At 44.0% G+C, this 20,302-nt stretch carries 17 protein-coding genes; 9 read left to right on the forward strand and 8 right to left on the reverse strand.

From position 1 onward, the window contains the following. Positions 1 to 591: 591 nt before the first annotated feature. Positions 592 to 987, reverse strand: coding sequence for a response regulator (locus FAM09_RS15545; protein ID WP_136578053.1), 396 nt, complete (start codon positions 985 to 987; stop codon positions 592 to 594). Positions 988 to 1,262: 275 nt separating this feature from the next. Here FAM09_RS15545 and FAM09_RS15550 point away from each other — a divergent pair, with 275 nt between their 5' ends. The 6 genes from FAM09_RS15550 to FAM09_RS15575 all read left to right on the forward strand — a co-directional run bounded on the left by FAM09_RS15550 (position 1,263) and on the right by FAM09_RS15575 (position 11,015). Further along, positions 1,263 to 3,620 (forward strand): TonB-dependent receptor plug domain-containing protein, encoded by a 2,358-nt coding sequence (locus tag FAM09_RS15550; RefSeq protein ID WP_136578054.1) that lies wholly within the window; start codon positions 1,263 to 1,265, stop codon positions 3,618 to 3,620. A 25-nt stretch (positions 3,621 to 3,645) separates the two neighbouring features. After that, on the forward strand, positions 3,646 to 4,896 hold the full coding sequence (locus FAM09_RS15555) for a DUF4374 domain-containing protein (protein ID WP_136578055.1): 1,251 nt from the start codon (positions 3,646 to 3,648) through the stop codon (positions 4,894 to 4,896). 230 nt (positions 4,897 to 5,126) lie between these two features. Further along, complete coding sequence (locus FAM09_RS15560; protein WP_136578056.1) at positions 5,127 to 7,058, forward strand: beta-1,3-glucanase family protein; 1,932 nt, start codon at positions 5,127 to 5,129, stop codon at positions 7,056 to 7,058. 146 nt (positions 7,059 to 7,204) lie between these two features. Next, positions 7,205 to 7,678: a DUF4920 domain-containing protein gene (locus FAM09_RS15565; protein ID WP_136578057.1), complete on the forward strand. Its 474-nt coding sequence runs from the start codon at positions 7,205 to 7,207 to the stop codon at positions 7,676 to 7,678. A 286-nt stretch (positions 7,679 to 7,964) separates the two neighbouring features. Further along, the gene (locus tag FAM09_RS15570) at positions 7,965 to 10,250 is read left to right on the forward strand and encodes a glycoside hydrolase family 3 N-terminal domain-containing protein (RefSeq protein WP_136578058.1); all 2,286 of its coding nucleotides are present in this window, start codon (positions 7,965 to 7,967) and stop codon (positions 10,248 to 10,250) included. 48 nt (positions 10,251 to 10,298) lie between these two features. Then, the gene (locus FAM09_RS15575) at positions 10,299 to 11,015 is read left to right on the forward strand and encodes a DUF92 domain-containing protein (RefSeq protein ID WP_136578059.1); all 717 of its coding nucleotides are present in this window, start codon (positions 10,299 to 10,301) and stop codon (positions 11,013 to 11,015) included. 162 nt (positions 11,016 to 11,177) lie between these two features. On the opposite strand, the gene FAM09_RS15580 is transcribed toward FAM09_RS15575, so the two are convergent. Continuing rightward, on the reverse strand, positions 11,178 to 11,651 hold the full coding sequence (locus FAM09_RS15580; protein WP_136578060.1) for a DinB family protein: 474 nt from the start codon (positions 11,649 to 11,651) through the stop codon (positions 11,178 to 11,180). Between the two features lie 291 nt (positions 11,652 to 11,942). After that, the gene (locus tag FAM09_RS15585) at positions 11,943 to 12,581 is read right to left on the reverse strand and encodes a hypothetical protein (RefSeq protein WP_136578061.1); all 639 of its coding nucleotides are present in this window, start codon (positions 12,579 to 12,581) and stop codon (positions 11,943 to 11,945) included. 266 nt (positions 12,582 to 12,847) lie between these two features. Between FAM09_RS15585 and FAM09_RS15590 the strand changes: the two genes are divergently transcribed. Continuing rightward, positions 12,848 to 13,123, forward strand: coding sequence for a hypothetical protein (locus FAM09_RS15590; protein ID WP_136578062.1), 276 nt, complete (start codon positions 12,848 to 12,850; stop codon positions 13,121 to 13,123). Positions 13,124 to 13,141: 18 nt separating this feature from the next. Here FAM09_RS15590 and FAM09_RS15595 read toward each other — a convergent pair whose 3' ends face one another. From FAM09_RS15595 to FAM09_RS15605, 3 genes are all read right to left on the reverse strand, one after another. Then, positions 13,142 to 13,387, reverse strand: coding sequence for a hypothetical protein (locus FAM09_RS15595; RefSeq protein ID WP_136578063.1), 246 nt, complete (start codon positions 13,385 to 13,387; stop codon positions 13,142 to 13,144). 189 nt (positions 13,388 to 13,576) lie between these two features. Beyond that, positions 13,577 to 13,912 carry a hypothetical protein gene (locus tag FAM09_RS15600; RefSeq protein ID WP_136578064.1) on the reverse strand — a complete coding sequence of 112 codons (336 nt, stop codon included), beginning with the start codon at positions 13,910 to 13,912 and terminating at the stop codon, positions 13,577 to 13,579. Positions 13,913 to 14,156: 244 nt separating this feature from the next. Next, the gene (locus FAM09_RS15605) at positions 14,157 to 16,178 is read right to left on the reverse strand and encodes a GxGYxYP domain-containing protein (RefSeq protein ID WP_136578065.1); all 2,022 of its coding nucleotides are present in this window, start codon (positions 16,176 to 16,178) and stop codon (positions 14,157 to 14,159) included. A gap of 148 nt (positions 16,179 to 16,326) precedes the next feature. On the opposite strand from FAM09_RS15605, the gene FAM09_RS15610 reads away from it, so the two are divergent. Next, a complete protein-coding gene (locus FAM09_RS15610) occupies positions 16,327 to 17,067 on the forward strand; it encodes a carboxylesterase family protein (protein ID WP_136578066.1) in 741 nt (246 codons plus the stop codon). A 22-nt stretch (positions 17,068 to 17,089) separates the two neighbouring features. On the opposite strand, the gene FAM09_RS15615 is transcribed toward FAM09_RS15610, so the two are convergent. Further along, on the reverse strand, positions 17,090 to 17,833 hold the full coding sequence (locus tag FAM09_RS15615) for a bleomycin resistance protein (RefSeq protein ID WP_136578067.1): 744 nt from the start codon (positions 17,831 to 17,833) through the stop codon (positions 17,090 to 17,092). An 80-nt stretch (positions 17,834 to 17,913) separates the two neighbouring features. Beyond that, complete coding sequence (locus FAM09_RS15620; RefSeq protein WP_136578068.1) at positions 17,914 to 18,723, reverse strand: helix-turn-helix domain-containing protein; 810 nt, start codon at positions 18,721 to 18,723, stop codon at positions 17,914 to 17,916. 92 nt (positions 18,724 to 18,815) lie between these two features. On the opposite strand from FAM09_RS15620, the gene FAM09_RS15625 reads away from it, so the two are divergent. Beyond that, positions 18,816 to 20,300 (forward strand): cobyric acid synthase, encoded by a 1,485-nt coding sequence (locus FAM09_RS15625; RefSeq protein ID WP_243751684.1) that lies wholly within the window; start codon positions 18,816 to 18,818, stop codon positions 20,298 to 20,300. Positions 20,301 to 20,302: the final 2 nt, after the last annotated feature.

Genomic DNA, 20,302 nt, shown 5'->3' on the forward strand with positions numbered 1-20,302 from the left:
AATAGTTGCATGCAGAAATAATTAATGGACAACGTTCATCAGTACATACTTATATTTATTAAATATGCAATTCGCCTGTAAAAACTATTCCTGAGTGTAAAAAAAGTGTGATGGATGGGGTTTTATTATAAGGCTATATGTAATCGCAGTTGACTAAAGTCAAAAGCCACTAACGGCAACACTAAATAACAGGTTATTTTTTACGAATATTAAAAAAAATCGTAACTTACGAGTACCCCCTAATGCAGCGAATATCCTTACGCTAAAATGATTTTTGAAAAACCAGCTATATAATCCATAGTCCTGATAAAGCCATTCGTTAACTCTCTTATGAATGATCTTATTTGGGTTGAGAATGATTAGCAGTACGGGATACCGATTAACTCGGCTATCATAAGATCAGCCATGTTCTCCCCTTCGGAATTTGTATTATTTCTGTCCCTAATCCCTTTTCACAATGTGAAATCCCGTTTTTAATTACACTGGTTCCCTGATTTGTATTAATCCGTACCCTTTTTTTAAAAAAAGTATACGGACTAACCAGTTTCGTAATGAAAATGGTATACCCAAACAGGTGATGACACTGTTTGTTTATTCAGCTAAAACAGGTTGCTGTTTTAGCAATTGTTCGAGTGTATTTTTTAGCTCAGTGAGAGAAGTCTGATAAGATATGACCATATCTGCACCGGATACCTGTGTTTTATTTTCTACGGGTCCTGCCTGCATGGAGTAGATCGCAATTTTCATCTGCGGCCAGTTTGTCTTCAACATTTTAATAGTCTCATACCCCGCCTTCTTCCGCGCATTGAATTCCAGCAAACAAATATCAGGTACATTGTCCTTCGACAATTGACTGATCAATTCCCTGCCGTCGTTTGCCTGAAGTGAAATGGAGTAACCGAATTCGGATAAAAAGTTGTGAATGCATTCACGCATTATGGAATGGTTATCGATAAGGGCAACTTTAACAACACCGGTTCTGATCATATTGGTAATCTAAGGTTTAAGCCTAAAAAACGGCAAAGATAGCCAGGGATCTACCTGTAAACGGTTTCTGTTATCCGTTAATTGCTCTTATGCAGGGTTTACTTAAATCTGGCTAAGAAAAAACACGTACGGGAACCCGGTATTGTATGGTTATTTTTCTCAATGCATGCACATTTTTCTGTTTTCGTAAACGGTTTTCCTGATTGCTATCACGATTTCGTATACATCCTGATACTTTCGCGCCGAATTAGCAACCAATTAAGCCGCGAAAGTTTATGAACAAATTTGTATTTTTTTTACTCCTGTGCTTATGCGCTACCCTACCCGCAGCCGCGCAGGAGCATACAGGCGCCATTAAAGGCGTTGTATTAACTGCCGACAGGAAGCCAGCCGCAGCAGTTTCTGTGCAACTCACCGCCAGGCAATTAACTGTTACCACCGATGAACACGGTGTTTTTACCTTCAACAAACTGGAACCAGGTGCCTACGAACTGGTGATCACCTTAATAGGTCATGAACCGGTAACCCAAACCGTAAAAGTAAGCGCCGGCAAAACCACCCAATCAACCATTTCGTTAAACGTTGCCAACAAGCAATTAAAGGATGTTGTGATTACCGGTAGATCAGATCTGCGTGCGGTGAAAGAACAGGCTTATACGGTGACTGTGATAGACGCTACCCGCCTGCACAATACCACTAAAGACATCAACCAGGTTTTAAATCATACCACCGGCGTAAAGATCAGGGAAGAAGGCGGACTGGGGTCTAATTATTATTTCTCCCTGAACGGCTTTACCGGCAAACAGGTAAAGTTCTTTTTAGATGGCATACCCATGGATAATTTCGGTTCTTCGCTTTCGTTGAATAATCTGCCCATCAATATGGCCGAAAGAATTGAAGTGTATAAAGGTGTAGTGCCTGTAAATTTAGGTTCCGACGCCCTGGGTGGAGCAGTTAACGTAGTTACGAATCAGAAGATCAAACAATACCTGGACGCTTCTTATAGTTTTGGCTCATTTAACACGCACCGCGCTTCAGTAAATGCCCGTTATACTACTGCAAACGGATTTGTTATCAACGCCAATGGGTTTTATAATTATTCTGATAACAGCTACAAAATAGATGTACAGATACCCGATCCGCAAACCGGTATTTATGGAAATACGGTAAAGATCAAACGCTTTCATGATGCCTATCATTCTTCCATGGGGCAAATTGAAGCTGGTTTTATAAATAAGAAATTTGCCGACAAATTGTTGATAGGGTTAATCAGGTCGGAGAACAGGAAGGAAGTACAAACCGGTATGAATATGGACCTCGTATCGGGCATGGTGTTCAATACCAGCGAATCGCTCATTCCCACTTTCAAGTATAAGAAAGAAAACTTTTATTTCAGGGGGCTTTCATTAACAGCGAATGCCAACATGAGCTTTGTAAAGTCAGGCATAACCGATACCAGTTCCCGCATGTATGACTGGTATGGAAATTACACGGTAAAAACATTCGGTAGTAATTCTGGTGAGATCTCTTACTACAAAACTAAATTCCGGTTTAATGACCGAAATGCATTTGCATCAGCAATTTTGACCTACGAGCTCAACAAGCAACATGTCTTTAGCCTCAGCCAAAACTATACTTACGCCCGGCGTAAAGGCGAAGACCCGATTGCCGTAGACCCCATTCCATTCGATATTCCTAACACCTTGTCAAAAACCATAACCGGACTGGCGTATAAATATGCTACCCTGAACAACCGGTTATCGGCAACCGTGTTTACAAAATTCTTCAGCATGTTAGCCCGTACGGTTGCGGCAGAATGGGGTACGCATGAAGCCCGGAAAAGCAGTTTTGATAGAACAGGCTATGGCATTGCCGCCATGTATTATCTCTTTCCTTTTGCGCAGTTGAAAACTTCTTATGAAAGCACCTGGCGCCTGCCCGAAGGGGAAGAAATGTTTGGCAATGGATTGCTGTTAAAAAACAATCCGTTCTTAAGACCGGAGCATAGCCATAATTTAAATGTTGGTATTGCCCTTACGAAAACATTCAACAAACACAAGCTGGAAGGCGATCTCAATTACCTGTACAGAAAGGCCGGCGATTTCATTCGTCTGGAGTCTGACGGGCAGATCAGCAGATATACTAACCTGGATAGTGTAAGGACCTCAGGTGTTGAATGGGGCGTACGCTATACGTATAATGATGCCTTTACTTTTGAAGTGAACAGTACGTACCAAAATACCCTGAACATTAAAACTTATGAGCAGGGCATTCCCAATTATATTTATTGGGACCGCTTACCCAATATGCCTTATTTATTTGGAAGTTTTGATGCCGGTTATAAAATTAAAAAGGCATTTTTTAAACATGATGTGCTTTCATTGACGGTAGGTGGAAATTTTGTAGAGAAATTTTACCTGTTCTGGCCAAGCCAGGGCAGCGCAGGCACCAAGTTTATCATTCCCCGGCAGTTTACCCAGGATGCATCTGTTACCTACTCGCTGCAAAATGGCAAGTATAATATGGCTGTGGAATGCACTAACCTGTCAAACACCAAAATATACGACAACTTCAAGCTGCAGAAGCCTGCCAGGGCATTCAATGTGAAGCTTAGGTATTTCTTCCACAAATAATTTTTTCATTGTAAAGCACATCGTCATGAAAATACTACAATCAAAATATACTAACTCATTTTTTGTTTTACTTACGGTAACAGGGTTATTAAGTAGCTGCTATAAACCTAAAAAGCATTTTTTACAGGCAAGTGGTAATTATGTGCTCGCCTTGCGTACGCAGGGAACCAATAGCACCACTGATTACCTGCTTTCAATGGATACCATCAACACAGCATCAAAAAACATATCTGCCACCGGTAATGGTATTGAGCAATTGGCCTGGTGTTATTTTGGTAGTACCGGCAGTACCGTATTTAGTTTTAGTTATGGAACCAATAACGTAGGTATTGGCTATGGTGTACGCGAAGGCGGTGGTTTGTATGAAAAAGGACGATTTTCCTTTGAGCGGATGGATTGTTTTGGTAAAGGCGACGACAACACCCTGGTTGCCATCGGCGCTCCCTGGGGCGGCGGCAGTTACGATTGCCAGATCCAGTTGATCGACGCTACCACCATGAGCATAAAAAAGAAGAAACTTACGCCCTTATACATGCGGGATGGATCGGATAAGCTGAACAAATGGCCCACCTCAATTGTGGTGAACGATAACAAAATGTATGTCTCCTTCTATCCGTTGGATGGCGGAAGCTGGAATACAGATCTTACAGACACGGCATATGTTACCATCTATTCTTATCCCGCGATGGATTCATTAACCACTATAAAAGATACCCGTACCGGCCCTATTGGATATTATGGTAACCAGGTGAACATGATCAAATCAGAGAACGGCGATATCTATACGTTATCACCCAGTTCTTTGGCAGCCGGTTACACCCAGGTAACCAGGAAATCGGGTATACTGCGGATCAAAAACGGTCAGCAATCATTTGATCCCTCCTATTTCTTTGATGTGGAAACAGCTTCCGGCGGGGCCAAGGTACTTTCAGCTACTTATGCCGGTAACGGATTGCTGGTAGCCAGGCTGCAAATACCGGGTTCGGATGATATCAGTAAATTGTGGGCCGCTTTTGATGTTACCATCCCCATTTGTAAAATCGCTATTATCGACCTCAATAATAAAACGGTTACAGATGTAACAGATATCCCGGTGCATGGCGGCCAGTATGGAGCGCAAGGCCTGGTGGAAGATGGAAAAGTATATCTTTCCGTTACATCAACAATTGCTGGCGAAGCACGCATTTATGCAATAGATCCACTGACAGCTACAGCTACCAAAGCTGCCAAAATAGAAGGACTGGAAGTGCCCGCTATTTATAAGATCGTTAATTAGTTCAGATCACATATAAAAAAAGATCAGGACCCGGTTAGCTGCGAGGCAACCGGGTCTTTTATTTTTTTGCAAAATTATTTTGCAACACACATTACCGTTACTAATATATCGAAAGTATTGGGCGGCGTACACTTCAGTATGCTGCCTGTTTACTTTTCCACAAGAAAATTTGCGCGTGTATTAAGGTTTAAATTCGTTGTTCAAATATCCGTTAACTAACATTTATCTTTATGAAAACAACGATCAAACCTTTTCCGCTACGCGCTTTTCAGAAAAACCGTTGGATGGTGTTCTTACTTGCGATCTTCCTGTTGTCAGGTAGTAATTGCTGGAGCCAGGCTACTGTTCCATTTACGTTATATAACAACACGTCTTACGCCGATGCTAATGTATATGTAGCCGTGGTGGGTATTATTAATGGCAATCATGTGTGGATCGACGCTAAGACCGGCGCCGTACGTTTGATGAATGTAACTGACAATACCGTTGCCGGCCCGGTGATCGGCGGCAATCAGGGCCCTGGTGGTAACGGCCGTTACGCAAATTGTTTTACCAAACTCAGTGAAGTGCCCAATAAAATTATCAATATACCGGGCATTGCAGGTTGCCGTATTTTGATCTCTTTCAATTCGCAATTATACCTGTACTTTTTTGGCGCTTCCGGCGCACCCAGTGGTTATGCGGCGCCCAACCTGGCCAACCCAACCGATCCTAACCAGGGCATTCGATACGAGATGATAGAATTGACCAATGCCAATAATGGTTTGTGGGCCAACACCACGCGGGTTGATTCTTACCAATACCCTATGGGATTGGAAGTATGGGGCAACGCGGGTTTCTATAAAAAAGTGGGCGAACTGAAAACACATGCGCAGATCCTTGCCCAGTGGCAGGCTCAGGCGCCTGCAGCATTTGCAGGTTGTTATGATGCGGCCAATGGCATTATTAAATTTCCTTCCAAAACGGCTGCCTTTCAAAGTGGCGGCGCACAAGCCAATTATTTTGGATCGTACATCGATGCGATCTGGTCGAAGTATACCGGTGGCATTTTAGTGTTCAATGCCGGTGATGCCGGCACCTGGAGCGGCCGCGTTTCCGGCAATGTATTTACGTTCACGCGTGCTTCCGATGGAAAAGTGGGTGTTATCTCCAACAAGCCAACCAATACCGAAGTGATGGAAGGCAGCGGCGTGATGGCATCTGGCAGCGAATTTGACAAGGTGATACAGGCGCAGATCTGTGCTGCGATCAACCGGCATGCCATCGATCTGAACCTGGCCGTTGGCACTACCCAGGACTTTGCTACCGACTCTAAATACTATGTAACGTCGCCGTATAACTGGTATTGCAAATTCTGGCACCAGCCCGATATCAGCTACAACAGCCTGACCTATTCGTTCTGTTATGATGATGTATTTGATAAATCATCTACTATCAACGCGCCTTCACCGGTTAGGGCAACCATTACTATTGGCGGTTTTGCCGGTTTAACGCCGGGCGGTAATTTTTCAACTGTTATTCAGGCCGAAAACTATACCTATATGTCGGGTATTCAGTTGGAAACAACTACCGATGCCAATGGCGGTCAGAATGTGGGTTGGATAGATGCCGGCGACTGGATGTCGTACGATGTAAACATTCCCACAACAGGAACATACCGCGTTATTTATCGCGTGGCCAGTCCGAACGCAAATACCACTTTACGTTTGGAGAAAGATGCAGGCGCTACGCAGTTAGGGTCTGTTACCATTCCCAATACCGGTGGCTGGCAAAACTGGACGAACGTAGCGCATGATGTAACATTACCGGCAGGCTCCTACTCTATTGGTATTGCCACGGCAACCGGCGGCTTCAACATAAATTATTTGACCATCACCAATAATTTATCGGCGAGGGTGGCTACACAGCATATACAACAGCAATTGGCGGCGGCAGACAATGCATTGGTATTGTCTCCGAACCCTGTAAAGAACCAGTTGTACCTGAAAGGAGCTGAAAAAGTGCAAATGCTGACGGTGTATGACCTGGGCGGGCATGAAGTATTGAAAATTCCCAATCCCGGTTCCACCATTAATATTCAATCGTTACAAACAGGCGTATATGTAATTAAGCTAAACCGTAAGGATGACAGTATTAAGACGATAAAGATTGTGAAGGAATAAGGAAACATTAAAAAGGGCTTCGAAAGAGGCCCTTTTTAGTTACGGGTTACCAGAGCCTGAGCGCAGTCGAAGGGGCTGACCAGGGACCGAGCGTAGTCGAGGGCCTGGGGTTTTACCTTGTCAACGATTTTCATTAAATTTGATTCATGAAAAAACTCATCCTATCGGCACTGGCTGCTTTTAGCTTCATCGCTGCAACAGCCCAACCTCCTGCCGGGAACGCCAACCCCGGCGACTGGTATGGCGAAAAAGTACAAACTGCTAACGCTATCAATATTGCCTTGATTCCGGCAAAGCTGAACGACAACCCAACCTTCAACACTAAAGTGAAAGCTAAAGTGCTCGATGTTTGTCCGAAGAAAGGCTGCTGGTTAAAACTGGCTGTGAATGACAGCACCACCGCTTTTGTAAAAATGAAGGATTATGGTTTCTTTCTGCCTACAGCCGTAAAAGGAAAGACCATTGTGCTGGATGGCGAAGTGAAAATGGTAACCACTTCCGTTGATGAATTGCAGCACTACGCCAAAGACGCCAAAAAATCGCAGGCAGAAATCAATGCCATCACAGAACCTAAAAAAGAGATCCGCTTTACTGCAACCGGCATTACCGTTGTTGAGTAAAACCTGATCAGGTAAAATAAGTTATTATCAAACTATACGTAGAAAATGAACAAACTGCGAGCAATTGTTTGCAGTTCGTTCATTTTGGTTTGGCCGGGATTTTTTTCGGTACTAACTATTAACCATATACTACCAGTTTCATTTACTTCTTCATTCCTCATTTTTCATTCTCCATTTTTCATTTCTTCCTGTGGTTATGCTTTTTTTGCCATTTCTACGCAATTCTTTGCATGCGCCCATTAATCAGGCGTTTCTCCATAGTTTGCAGCAGCCAAAATTCAGCTATATGAAATTGTTCAGGTTTAAAGTTCTTGTATGGAGCATAGTATGTACTTCTTTTTTACCTGTTTGTGAATTAAAGGCACAACAGAAAACCGATGCGGTTATTGAAAAGAAAGTGGATGCTTTACTGAAGCAAATGAGCCTTGAAGAAAAAGTGGGACAAATGGCCCAGGTTTCTATTGAGTCATTGGGCAATACCAAAGGCAATGTGTTTACTTTTTCTGATAAAATGAAAGATGCCGTGGTGAATTACAAGATCGGTTCTATCCTCAACACACCCGGGCTGCAAACCGCCGGTGACTGGAACCGCATCATTACCGAAATTCATCAGGCCGCACTGCAAACCAGAGCGAAGATCCCCGTATTATATGGGCTCGATCATATTCATGGCGTTAATTATGTAGCCGGCGGCACATTATTCCCGCAACAGATTGCACAGGCCGCCACCTGGAACCGGCAACTGGTTTATAACGCAGGCGTAATTACTGCTTACGAATCAAGGGCGGCAGGCGTTCCCTGGACATTCTCTCCTGTGCTTGACCTGGGCACCAATCCCGTATGGCCACGCATTTGGGAAGGCTTTGGAGAAGACCCTTATTTGACCTCCGAACTGGGCGTGCAATTTGTAAAAGCCGTACAGGAGCCATTGGGCAATAAAGAAAAGTTAGTGGTAAGCCTGAAGCATTACATGGCTTATAGCGATCCTAAATCGGGCAAGGACAGAACGGATGCCTGGATCCCCGAGCATTATTTGCGGGAATATCACCTGCCCGCTTTTGCTGCGGCCATCAAGGCCAATGCAAGAAATGTAATGGTAAATTCAGCATTGATCAATGGCATTCCCACCCACATCAACAAACATATTCTTACTGGTATCTTAAAAAGCGAACTGGGCTTTACCGGCTTTATTGTTACCGACTGGCAGGATATTGAAAATGTATATCGCCGCGATAAAATGACGAACAATATCAAAGAAGCGATTGCACTGGCCATCAACGCGGGTATCGATATGTCGATGATCCCCTATGATTACAAAGCATTTTGTACTGATCTGATCGCTTTGGTAAAAGAAGGGAAAGTTTCGCAGGCAAGAATTGATGACGCGGTAAGAAGAATACTCCGCGTGAAATATGAAACGGGTATTTTTGAAACGCCTGTTACCTATGTAAAAGATTATCCAAAATTTGGCAGCGCCGAATTTGAACAGGCTGCTTACAACACCGCGGCAGAATCTATTACGCTGTTAAAGAATACCAACAATGTATTACCGCTTCGCGCAAATGCCAAAGTGCTGGTGACCGGCCCTAATGCCAACTCCATGCGAACATTGAATGGCGGCTGGTCTTACTCCTGGCAAGGTGAAAAAACAGATGAGTATGCCGCTAAGTATAATACAATTCTGGAAGCCTTGCAAAAGAAACTGGGAGCCGGTAATATAGTGTATGAACAGGGCGTTGCGTATAAAATGCAGGGAAAGTATTTTGAAGATTCTATTGTAAACATTGAGGCGGCGGTGCAGGCGGCAGCCAATGTTGATTATGTGTTGCTGTGCATCGGAGAAAACAGTTATACAGAAACGCCGGGCAATACAAACGACCTGAGTTTATCGGCCAGTCAACTGGCGTTGTCCAGTGCATTGATCAAAACAGGCAAGCCGGTGGTTGTTATTTTAAATGAAGGCCGGCCCAGGATCATCAGTTCCATTGAACCTGGTGCAGCCGCTATTGTTGATGTTTTCCTCCCTGGTAATTTTGGCGCCGATGCATTGGCGGATGTGCTCACCGGAGTTGTTAACCCAAGTGGAAAGCTGCCCATTACCTATCCGCGATATACCAATGATCTGGCAGGATATATACATAAACCTTCAGAAGGCAGTGGCAATCCGCAGGGTGGTGAAACGGCGCCGCAATATCCGTTCGGGTTTGGATTGTCGTACACCAGCTTTTCTTACAGCAAGCTGACCATTAATAAAAACAATTTCGATCCCGCCGAAACTGCTACTATTACCGTAACGGTTACCAATACAGGCAACAAGCCTGGGAAAGAAGTGGTGCAACTCTATATAACCGACCTGGTTGCTTCCTTAACACCGGATGTAAAACGGCTGCGGGGATTTGAAAAGGTAGAACTGCAACCCGGCGAATCGAAAACTGTCACCTTCCGGATTTCATTAAAGCAACTGGCCTTTGTAGGAACAGATCTGAAGAAGCATTTGGAGGCGGGCGCCTTCAATATACAGGCAGGCACATTGCAACAGGTATTCACCATAAACAAAACGCTCGTTTTTTAATAGCTGGAATTTATTGGCCAAATGCAACAGATACAGTAGTTTGCCACGATGCATACAACTGAGCTGATTGTATTGTTTTTTATTAGTGCCATAGTAGTGGCCAGCATCGTTTTCCGCAAATTAACCGTTTCTGGTGCGGTTACAGGCGGTTGCCTGGCATACCTGCTGTACAAAGGCGCGGGAATTACCGGCATCATTATGTTGGGGGCGTTTTTTATTGCAGGCTCTGCAGTTACTGCTTTGGGGCGAAGCAGGAAAGAACAGTTGGGCATTGCAGAAAAGAATAAAGGGCAACGAACGGCCTGGCAGGTGCTGGCCAATGGCGGTGTGGCAGGCTTGGCTGGTTTACTTGCCTGGTTACGTCCGGAGCTATCTGTTTTATGGCAACTGGCAGCGGCGGCTTCCCTGGCTTCTGCCAGTGCCGATACATTATCTTCAGAGTTGGGGAGCATTTATGGAAAATCATTTTACAACATTCTCACATTTAAAAAAGATACTTGCGGACTGGATGGTGTGGTAAGTGTGGAAGGCACTCTGTGGGGCATTGCCGGCAGCGCGATGATCGCTGTTATTTATGTAACTGCTTATGGTTACAGCGCCTTGGCTTTATGGATCATGCTGGCGGGCTTTGCCGGTAATATGGCTGATTCTCTACTTGGCGCTTCGTTGGAACGTAAAGGCTGGTTAAAGAATGACCAGGTTAACTTTTTGAATACATTAGTGGCCGCTATGATTGGTTCGTTGGGCTATTGGGCCACACTGTAATTTCTGATTTGGAGATTTGGGGATTTCGGGATTTGAAATAAAAAAACAAGAACCAAATTTGAAGAACCATAAAGAGCAATGTTGAGATTCGGTGATTTGGGGTTTAGAATAAATACAAGCAGTTTAAAATAAGTTAAATCTCAAAATCTCTAAATTCCGAAATCAGAAATCCAATTGCGCGATGATCTTTTTTAACAACACGATCTGTCCGAGGTGATAATGGTTATGCTCAATAATACCATGAATGTTCCGGTAGTAATTACCGTATTTTTCTTTCACGAAAATTTCTTCAAATTTACTTTCCGGTAATTGCTCTATCAGGTTGGCAAAAGCTTCCGCATCGGCAAATGCCTTATCGCGTAAACTTTCCCACTCTTCTTCCGAATTAATGGGTGGAAGATCAAAAGCATTATTATCATGCGCATCGAGCGGTTGTCCCTGAAATACCTTCAATACGCGGCTTACATAATAATTCATATGAAAGACGAGCGTGGCAATTGTATTGCAGGAATAGATCTGGGTGGTGGCCAGTTCCCAGTCTACACCGGCAAGACTGTCTTTCAGGTTCACGTCGGTCCAGTTACCGCCAGCATAAAAAGTTCTGAAGTGAGTGGCTATTTGTTGAGGCAGGTTCATAGTTGTGGTTTTTAACATCTACCCTAATATTCTGAAAATTTACGAAAAATATAGCTTGGTAGTTTATTTCACCGCTCACGATGGATATATTCAGGCAAACGTTGGCCTTTTCGTATTCAACAGCAGGTCAAAATACGCAAATTGTTGAAGTCCGGGTAGGTTGTTAGCTTTTATCTTCCCCCAAATTCTGGCGATTGCTTTTCCTGGTAGTAATAATCAAAAAAACAATAACGCCTATGACCACAATGATTCCTATAATCGGTAACATACAACGGCATTTAAAAGTTATAGTTAAGACTGATTAACATGTAACAATCCATGGGTCAACGCTTTCCATTGCAGGTTCGCCAAACCCAACTGCGCTCCTATATACACGAACCAGTTTCTTATTTTGGTAAACAGGTTTCGACTCCGGAGGTTGCTATGTTCATTTCTTCCAAATACAGCAGCCAGAATGATTAACTGCTTACGGTAGATCACAAAAGTGGATGTGGCAGGCTGATCAAAAAAATGCGACGGCGCCAGGGTTCGCACCAGCGGATTTGACGCCGTCTTTACTGTAATAAAAGTCAACTGTTGTTGATCGGTTAATTTTTCACCCACCTGAATTACCTGAACCCAATCACTGCCGTCACCATCAGGGTTGTCGGGGCCGGGTATATTTATCCGCAGGTAATCAGATTTCTGCACGTGCCTGTTCACCGCAATGCCTGTTTCGTTGAACAATTTAAAAGAAGCCGATGCTTTTCCGGCATATTCATGCCACCTGTTTACATTCCGTAATCTGTTGGCAGCAACTTTATAGCATTCTTTTGCATGATTAATGTTCCGGCATTTGATGTGGCTGTGTGTAAATGAAGACTGACCCGACCTTTGATCCGGTACTACTTCATTTAACCATTGATCTTTCAATACCCTATTTTGCCGCATCTTATATTCTGCATTTATCTTGTAATAAATGCTATAGCTATGCCAGGGAAAATAGTAGTCAACAAAAAACTATTGTTGCAATCACTGCACATTTCAGCCGTGTTTTATTGACTATCTACAGGCATAATTTTTTCTATTATTGATATTCATAGACTACTTCAGCCTTTTTTATAGCAGTTATACATATTGAAATAACAATGACCGGCTGCAACCCGGCCGGTATATTATTACGTATTATCAATGAAGCTTAATAGAAATTGAAGCGTATGATACCGATAATATCAATTGAATTCGAGTACAGGCAAAAGACATATTATGCGCTTGTGCGGATCAAAGAAAGGAACAACACCAAAGAATACCATGTTACCATTATGAATGGCATGCTGGAGCAAAGATTATATGGCCATCATATTTTTGTTGAAGAGGATGGCGAATTCAAAATCGGACCGGTGCCGGAAAAAGATGCAGGTCAGTTGCGGTTAGCGGTTGGAATGGCTTTATGCAGGCATTATAATAAACCGTATGGTTCTAAAGTCGTATAACAGGGCGCCACTTCGCAACTATTTCGCTTCCTCCCAAATTTCTATTTGCAGGTAATAGCCTATGTCAAAATACCTGACTATTTTTTTAGCTAAATTTTGAAAGGCGTCGCAATCCTGTGAAATGGGAAGGATCTCAAAATAATGCTCGTCGGCTTTAACCACTTCAAATAAAGTTTCGAGGCTGTTTACTGCCGGGTGCGATTGGTTGAATCTGATCTTATCTCCCCGGCATACGCGTTGTGTGAAAGCAAGTGATTTCCACATGGTACTGGATTTTATATTATTGTGAAAGTAGAAATTTGATTTAGAAACTGCAAAGCCTTCGCTTATATTTATTTAAAACACATAGGTTACAACCTGTCCCGGTTAATTGGGTATTTTTTGTGCCTGGGTGGTAAGGCTGAAAAATGCGGACCAGGCAAGTCGTATAACTACCTGGTCCTGTATAGGCAATTAATTAAATTCCCGGATTTTTACGAAATGATTATTGGGATCTACGTAATAATACCCCAGCTTAACGGCTGAATCAACCTTGTAAGGCTTTACTTCGGGTAGTGATAACTCATTTTTGTTGATGGTAAGAAATACCCATTTGTCGATAAACTGACTTAAAAAGTGGTGTGATGAATTGTCTGTTCCGCGATAAAGAACGCTGTTTGTTTTGACGGAGTCTTTATTGTACCATTGTTGCACCTCCTTTACTGACCAGCTTTTTTGTACAGGATTGGAAGCTGTGCATGCTTCAAATACAGCCATTATACAAATGGCGATAAGAAAGTTCATTTTCATTGGTAATGGATTAGAGATTATGTATACTTTATGAAAAGTATCTCTCCTATTTTGCAAAATCAATGCCAGATATTTAATATTATACGATGCATTGATGTATGGTTTTAATGTAGTAAGGATACTTCGAATAATCACGGTTGATAGTTGGCGTAATTTCGGCAATGCATATTCTAAAAACCGGAAACCAGGTTGTTTATTGTCTTTTAGAAATTATTAAAGTCTAGACATCGTAATATTATATTTTTTATTTCTTCGATACTGGTGGCATGCAGGGATCGATCATGAGTCCGTTGGCTTCCCGGATGAGCTGAAAAATATGATCGGGGCGAACCACCACATAATTGGTGTTAAGCGAATTGGCGACATTCTTGAAATCGGTTGGTTTCACATCTTTCCACGGTTGCGCCTGAATGATGATGAACCGGGGCGCCGTCCCATTCCAGCCGGCTGAAGCTGTAGTAATGTGGTCCTTCATGGCCTGTTCATTCGAACAATAGTTACAGGATAGCGCCATACCTGGAAGCTTGTTATTGTAGATGGTTAAACCACCGCCGGTATTCTGGGCTGTGAGGCCAAGCAATGAGCGTGCATTGCTGGCAAAGGCCTGTCCAACGTTCTGGTTAATGCCACCGGTAATGGTATTCCAGATAGTGATCACCCGAAATCCGGCACGGCGATTATAGTCTTCGGTTTTCGCAACAAACTGGTTCAGCAAATTTTGATTGGGCCAACTGTTTGGATAGGTGTAGCCGTAACCGGAAGGGCCCGAGATCAGGTTGTCATTGCTGGTGGCTGTTTGCCAATAGAAGTTGAGCGCACCGGGCATGGCATCCAGCATGGCCGGTGATAATGTCCAGCCGATGGGAACGGCGCCGCGATCGGGATTATTCCACAGTTTGCGCATTAAATGCTCTATATACTGTAAGTTGTCGCCATCGCTTAAGATGAAGGCAACGTAGATCTTGTTTTGCAGGGCAGGTTTCGGCGGTATGGGTTTAATATTAACCGTTCTGGGCATCCCACTGTGCATCGTTAAGTTGGTAGCCCAATCGCTCGCAATCGTAGTGATGCCGTATTGCGAACCTCTTTCTACACCGGGCGCTTCTTCTGGCCACCAACCCATGTAGTTTGAACCGGCCGGCATAGAGGAAAGAAAACTATTTAACAAGGCGCTTTCACCAGCTACATCGGGATCGAGCCATATAACGGCAGCGCCCAGTGCTGTAGCATATTCGCGTAAGGCGGCTTTGTGCACATCGGGGTTTAATCCTATCAATAAACGGTGACTAAGATTGGGCCAATATGTATTAAAGATTGTCTGGTATACCTGCAGCTTACTGGTAAACTGTCCGCGCAGATCAAGTAGCACGGGTAAATTATAAGGGGCGGAAGTTAAGCGCGATAACAAGGCTGGCGAGGCAATGAGCGCTCCCCTGTCTTTGGCCAACATTGTTGCCAGGTTAACGGTATGAATTTGTGCAGGATCATAAACAATTAAACCCGATAGCTCGTTACGGTATTTTGTAATCAAACTCCATTTGTCCGCAGGTTCCGACCAACTCAACCCAAGAGATTGCAACCAGGTATATTTCCCTTCCGCAAAAGCATCCCCTTCATAGGAGAAGATGCGCGGTTGTGTTTTGTTTACTATGCCTTTCAGGGAAGCAAACAAATACATTTCAGCCGATGTGTTATTTTGCTGCACCGCCACCCAGTCTACTTTTGTATAAGCCGTTCCGCGCCAATACACCCGTAACTCTATTGATTGATTATTGGCCGGCATGGTAAAGGGCAACGTAAAGTTGGTATAATTTGATGCTATAGGAAATTCCTGCCGGGTGATGGTCTTCACAGCAAGCGTTTGGCCTGTTGTCGCATTTCTAACATCGATGTCCACTACCGGGTCGTTATTGGCGGTATTGTTATCGATCTTCATGCGGAACTCCGCAACGTTTGGTCCGGCCGGTATGCTTGCATCGTATGGACCATAAATCATATGATCATTGGCCGCATCGATACCGGTCTGGCAAAGCCAGCCATCGGTTTCTAATCGTCCGGTCTTGTGGCTAAGCGCGGGGCCTTCGCCTTCCCAGTGGGAAGATGTTTCCCGAAGTATGATCAGGTCTTGGGTTTGAGCCGGTGCAGGAAAAGAGGGAAGCAATTGATTCGACGGCCAGGTTACCTGGGCCATGGCCGGTAGAATGAATAATTGAAGTAGAAGCAGGAGTGCTACTACCTGTTTATGAGGTGAAGCAATTGTTATCATAGAAAAAAGTTTAATGTAACTGGCGGTAGTACGAATTTCGGTGTTTAGCAAAAGCGGTGGTGTGCTAAAAAGTATTCAGCTTTCATTTTAATCAGGCATTTTTTTGTAACTTTTAAAACGTACATTCTACCTATTACAAAAAGCTACCATGAAATACATCGCCTTATTCCGCCATTTGTTCCTGCCACTGTTGCTTGCAGTAGCTATACAACAGTCGCATGCGCAGCGCGCCTTTGTACATAAAGAATATAGCGAAGCCAACTATGAGGGTATGCGGTACGGATTATTCACGCCTGCCAATTATGATAGCAAGAGATCCTATCCACTGGTGGTGTATTTGCACGGCAGCGGGGACACCACTTCATGGGACCATAATTTTTACCAGGACAGCCTGCAAAAAGCACAGCCCTGTTTTGTATTAACGCCCAAGTGCCTTAACCCTAACCAGGGCTGGGGAAATAGCTGGTTTACCAAACATGCTGATGCCATGGCCAAAACGTTGCCGTTAATTGATGACCTCATTAAACAGTATTCAATCGATACAACCAGGCTTTATATCCTGGGTTTGTCGATGGGCGGGTTTGGCGTTTTTTCGGTGCTGGCAAAAAATCCGGGTAAGTTTGCTGCCGCCTATGCTATTTGCGGTGGGGCCAATCCGCTTACAGCAGCCAGGGTAATGCGTACCCCGCTATGGATCTTTCATGGTGCAGAAGATGACGTTGTACCTGTTCATTTGTCGCGGAATATTTATGAAGCGATCATCAAGCTGGGTGGCAAAAAAACAAAATATACTGAGTACCCCGGCGTAAAACACAACAGTTGGGAAAACGTGGGCCGCGAAAGCGCGTTGTTGCCCTGGTTGTTTTCACAACGGTTGCAGGGTAAGTAAGGGGATTTTGTTTCGGTGAAAGTTAAGAATGCCCAGCCTTCAATTCCTTCAGCAACCTTCGTTCTTCTGTTGCTTCTGTGGCGGGAAATACCGCTAATTGCGCTTCTGTCGCTTTTATCAATTCATTGAACCTGTCTGTTTCGGAAAGTCTGAGGGAGATGTCTGCACGAAGGATAAGCACTTTAATGAGGTTTAAGGTATCCGTTGTATCTGCCGATGCAAGGGCCTTGTCAAGTACGCTGGCGGCTGTTGTGAAGTCGCCTTTTGCATCTGCCAGCCTGCTGCCCGATTCATAGGCTTTGGCCAGTGGCGTGCCCGTTATAACGGCTTTATTGTTTTCGCGAAAGATCAGGCTGTCTGTTTTTTCTATCCGTTGCCCTATCCTGATATAATTGCCATTAGGGTCTACAATGATAAATTGCCGAACCCCGTTAGACGGCATGTCTTTTAACGGGTTTATCCTGGGTATTCCCTTCAAAGGTATTTTGCCATACAACGTTTTAAGTGCTGTCCTGCACGCTTCGTAAAACGGATCAATATCTGTTACAACCAGGTAACAGGTGCTGTAATTGGAAGCAGGTACTAATGGCTTCAGGGCAAAAAAATGCACCTCAATATCCTTTATGGAGAGCCCAATATAATTATTTGGCGCCTTTTGCTTATAGGTTACAACTGCGCCCAACGCTTTATAAAAATTTTCAGTCTCGTTTATTGATATGCAGGGCAGCAACGGAATGGCAAATTGGGTTACATTTTTTTCAGTCATAATACAAACCTGGTTTTATGGCCGTGCGAAGTTGAAAAATTATCCCCGCTTAAAATTGTACCCAAACGACATTTTGAATGCTATTGGTTTTGTACCTCCTGTCGTTTCAGATAACCGGAAGGTGACAAACCGGTAAACTCTTTAAAATGGCGGTTCAGGTGGGCCTGATCGTAGTAGCCGAAATCAAGCGCCATGTCAGTTAGCTTTTGTGATGTAATCCCTTCCTGGCAGGATAATGCTGATGCAAGGCTTTCAAAGCGGCTAATTTTTAAATATGTTTTTGGGGAAAAGCCGGTCAGGTTTTTAAAATGCCTTTCAAATTGCCGCTGCGAGAAATTGGCCTGGTTTGCCAGCTCACATATTGAAAGGTGTTGGGCAGAATGATAAACAGAAAGAATACGCTTTTCGAGGTGCTCTAATTTTGCAGGTTTCTTTTGAAGGCGTGATAGCAGAAAGTCAGCAGCGATCTGCACTCTTTCTTCGAATGATGGCGCCAGAAATATTCTCTCTGATAGTTCCGCTCCCTGTTTATTAAGCAACGAAGCAATGTCAATATGCTGGTTGGTGAGCATGGTAGCCGGAATGCTAAAGAGCAATGGCAACGCATGCGCATATAATCGAACGCCAAAAAAGCCATTTTGGCGGGCTGTTGAAATATATTGTTTAGAAGTGGTGGTTTGTCCGTAAAAGCTTGCCTTGGGCATCTTTACAGGCTGGCCGTTTACACCTGTTGTTACATAATTACCGGCATAACAGAAAAGCAGCTCTACTTTACTATTTGCAATGGCATGATGGGTATGCACCTGGTTGGCGTTAATAACCAATTCTCCTTCCCAAAAGCAGGAAACGTACTTATGGAGTGGCGGTATAGGAAAAGTAGTTTTATACAAGGCGGGTAAAGGTATTACAATTTATCAATGCGCATTAACCCCTTTCTTAGTACGTTTGCAAAAATCAAAGCTGTTTATTCTATTAATTCCTGATGACACCATCGAAAAATGCGCTCCGTTCTTTAATGTTTGTAGGTACTGCTTCCGATGTGGGAAAAAGCATTATTACCGCCGGGTTCTGCAGAATATTGAAACAGGATGGCTACCACCCTGCCCCTTTCAAAGGACAAAACATGTCGCTGAACAGCTATGCCACGCCGGAAGGTTTTGAAATTGGCCGTGCACAGGCGGTACAGGCTGAAGCCGCCGGAATTCCCTGCCATACCGATATGAACCCGGTGCTGCTGAAACCTGTCAGTGATAAAAGTTCACAGGTTGTTTTAAATGGTAAACCCATTGGCACGCAATCGGCCTGGGAGTATTTCATGGGCAACGACCGCCAGGAGTTGTTTGCAGAAGTGACAAAAGCCTATGATCGTTTAGCCGCCCGTTACGCGCCTGTTGTTATGGAAGGCGCCGGCAGCATCTCTGAACTGAATCTTAAACAGCGCGACATCACCAATATGCGCATGGCCATGCATGCCAACGCCGCCACTTACCTCATTGGTGATATAGACCGCGGCGGAATCTTTGGCAGCCTGTATGGCACCATTGCTTTACTTACCCCACCCGAAAGGCAATGTATCAAAGGCATTATCATTAATAAATTCAGGGGCGACAGCCGCCTGTTCGACGATGGCAGAAAGATGATTGAAGAACTGTGTGGCGTGCCGGTCATTGGCGTACTGCCTTATTTCAGAGATATCTTTATTGAAGAAGAAGACTCTGTACAACTGCAGCTTAAGAAGCGCGCCTCGGTGAATAATAAAATAAATGTTGCGGTTGTACTGCTCCACCGCTTATCGAACTTTACCGACTTCGACCGGTTGGAAAAAGATCCCCGGGTAAACTTGTTTTACACCGTTGACCCTGCAGAAATTACAAAAAGCGAGATCATTATTCTTCCCGGAAGCAAGAACACCATAGAAGACCTGATCGCCATTAAAAATAATGGCGTTGCAAAGGCTGTTATTGAAGCGCAAAAAAAAGGAAAAACAGTAGTTGGTATTTGTGGCGGCTACCAGATGATGGGCGAACTCATTGAAGACCCATTTGAAGTGGAAAGCAAAGCGGGAAAAGTGGCCGGACTGGGCCTGCTCCCGGTGCACACGGTTTTAGGAAAGGAAAAAACAACGCTGCAGCGCACGTTTAGGTACCGCCAGTATGCAGCTGCCTGTACGGGTTATGAAATACACATGGGACAAACGGCTGTTACCCGCACGGGGCATGAACCGGTAATTACTTTTTCTGATGGCAGTACCGATGGCTGTTACTTAAACAATACCTGCTGGGGAACATATGTGCACGGCATTCTGGATAATGATGCGGTGGTAAATGATCTGTTGTCGACCTGCACCAGCTCCGTTGCCACTTCCTTCAATTACCGGCAATTTAAAGAAGAACAGTATGACAAGCTGGCGACGCTTATACGAGAACATGTTGACATGAAGCAGGTGTACCAAAATATGAAATCATAAAA

Origin of the sequence: Niastella caeni, assembly GCF_004834005.1 — a bacterium.
In the GTDB taxonomy this organism is placed as follows: Bacteria; Bacteroidota; Bacteroidia; order Chitinophagales; family Chitinophagaceae; genus Niastella; species Niastella caeni.

Coding starts and splice junctions, on each gene's coding strand:
- FAM09_RS15550 (WP_136578054.1), top strand. CDS start 1,263: ATGAACAAATTTGTATTTTTTTTACTCCTGTGCTTATGCGCTACCCTA.
- FAM09_RS15565 (WP_136578057.1), top strand. CDS start 7,205: ATGAAAAAACTCATCCTATCGGCACTGGCTGCTTTTAGCTTCATCGCT.
- FAM09_RS15580 (WP_136578060.1), bottom strand. CDS start 11,651: ATGAACCTGCCTCAACAAATAGCCACTCACTTCAGAACTTTTTATGCT.
- FAM09_RS15555 (WP_136578055.1), top strand. CDS start 3,646: ATGAAAATACTACAATCAAAATATACTAACTCATTTTTTGTTTTACTT.
- FAM09_RS15560 (WP_136578056.1), top strand. CDS start 5,127: ATGAAAACAACGATCAAACCTTTTCCGCTACGCGCTTTTCAGAAAAAC.
- FAM09_RS15545 (WP_136578053.1), bottom strand. CDS start 987: ATGATCAGAACCGGTGTTGTTAAAGTTGCCCTTATCGATAACCATTCC.
- FAM09_RS15585 (WP_136578061.1), bottom strand. CDS start 12,581: ATGCGGCAAAATAGGGTATTGAAAGATCAATGGTTAAATGAAGTAGTA.
- FAM09_RS15575 (WP_136578059.1), top strand. CDS start 10,299: ATGCATACAACTGAGCTGATTGTATTGTTTTTTATTAGTGCCATAGTA.
- FAM09_RS15610 (WP_136578066.1), top strand. CDS start 16,327: ATGAAATACATCGCCTTATTCCGCCATTTGTTCCTGCCACTGTTGCTT.
- FAM09_RS15595 (WP_136578063.1), bottom strand. CDS start 13,387: ATGTGGAAATCACTTGCTTTCACACAACGCGTATGCCGGGGAGATAAG.
- FAM09_RS15615 (WP_136578067.1), bottom strand. CDS start 17,833: ATGACTGAAAAAAATGTAACCCAATTTGCCATTCCGTTGCTGCCCTGC.
- FAM09_RS15570 (WP_136578058.1), top strand. CDS start 7,965: ATGAAATTGTTCAGGTTTAAAGTTCTTGTATGGAGCATAGTATGTACT.
- FAM09_RS15600 (WP_136578064.1), bottom strand. CDS start 13,912: ATGAAAATGAACTTTCTTATCGCCATTTGTATAATGGCTGTATTTGAA.
- FAM09_RS15590 (WP_136578062.1), top strand. CDS start 12,848: ATGATACCGATAATATCAATTGAATTCGAGTACAGGCAAAAGACATAT.
- FAM09_RS15625 (WP_243751684.1), top strand. CDS start 18,816: ATGACACCATCGAAAAATGCGCTCCGTTCTTTAATGTTTGTAGGTACT.
- FAM09_RS15605 (WP_136578065.1), bottom strand. CDS start 16,178: ATGATAACAATTGCTTCACCTCATAAACAGGTAGTAGCACTCCTGCTT.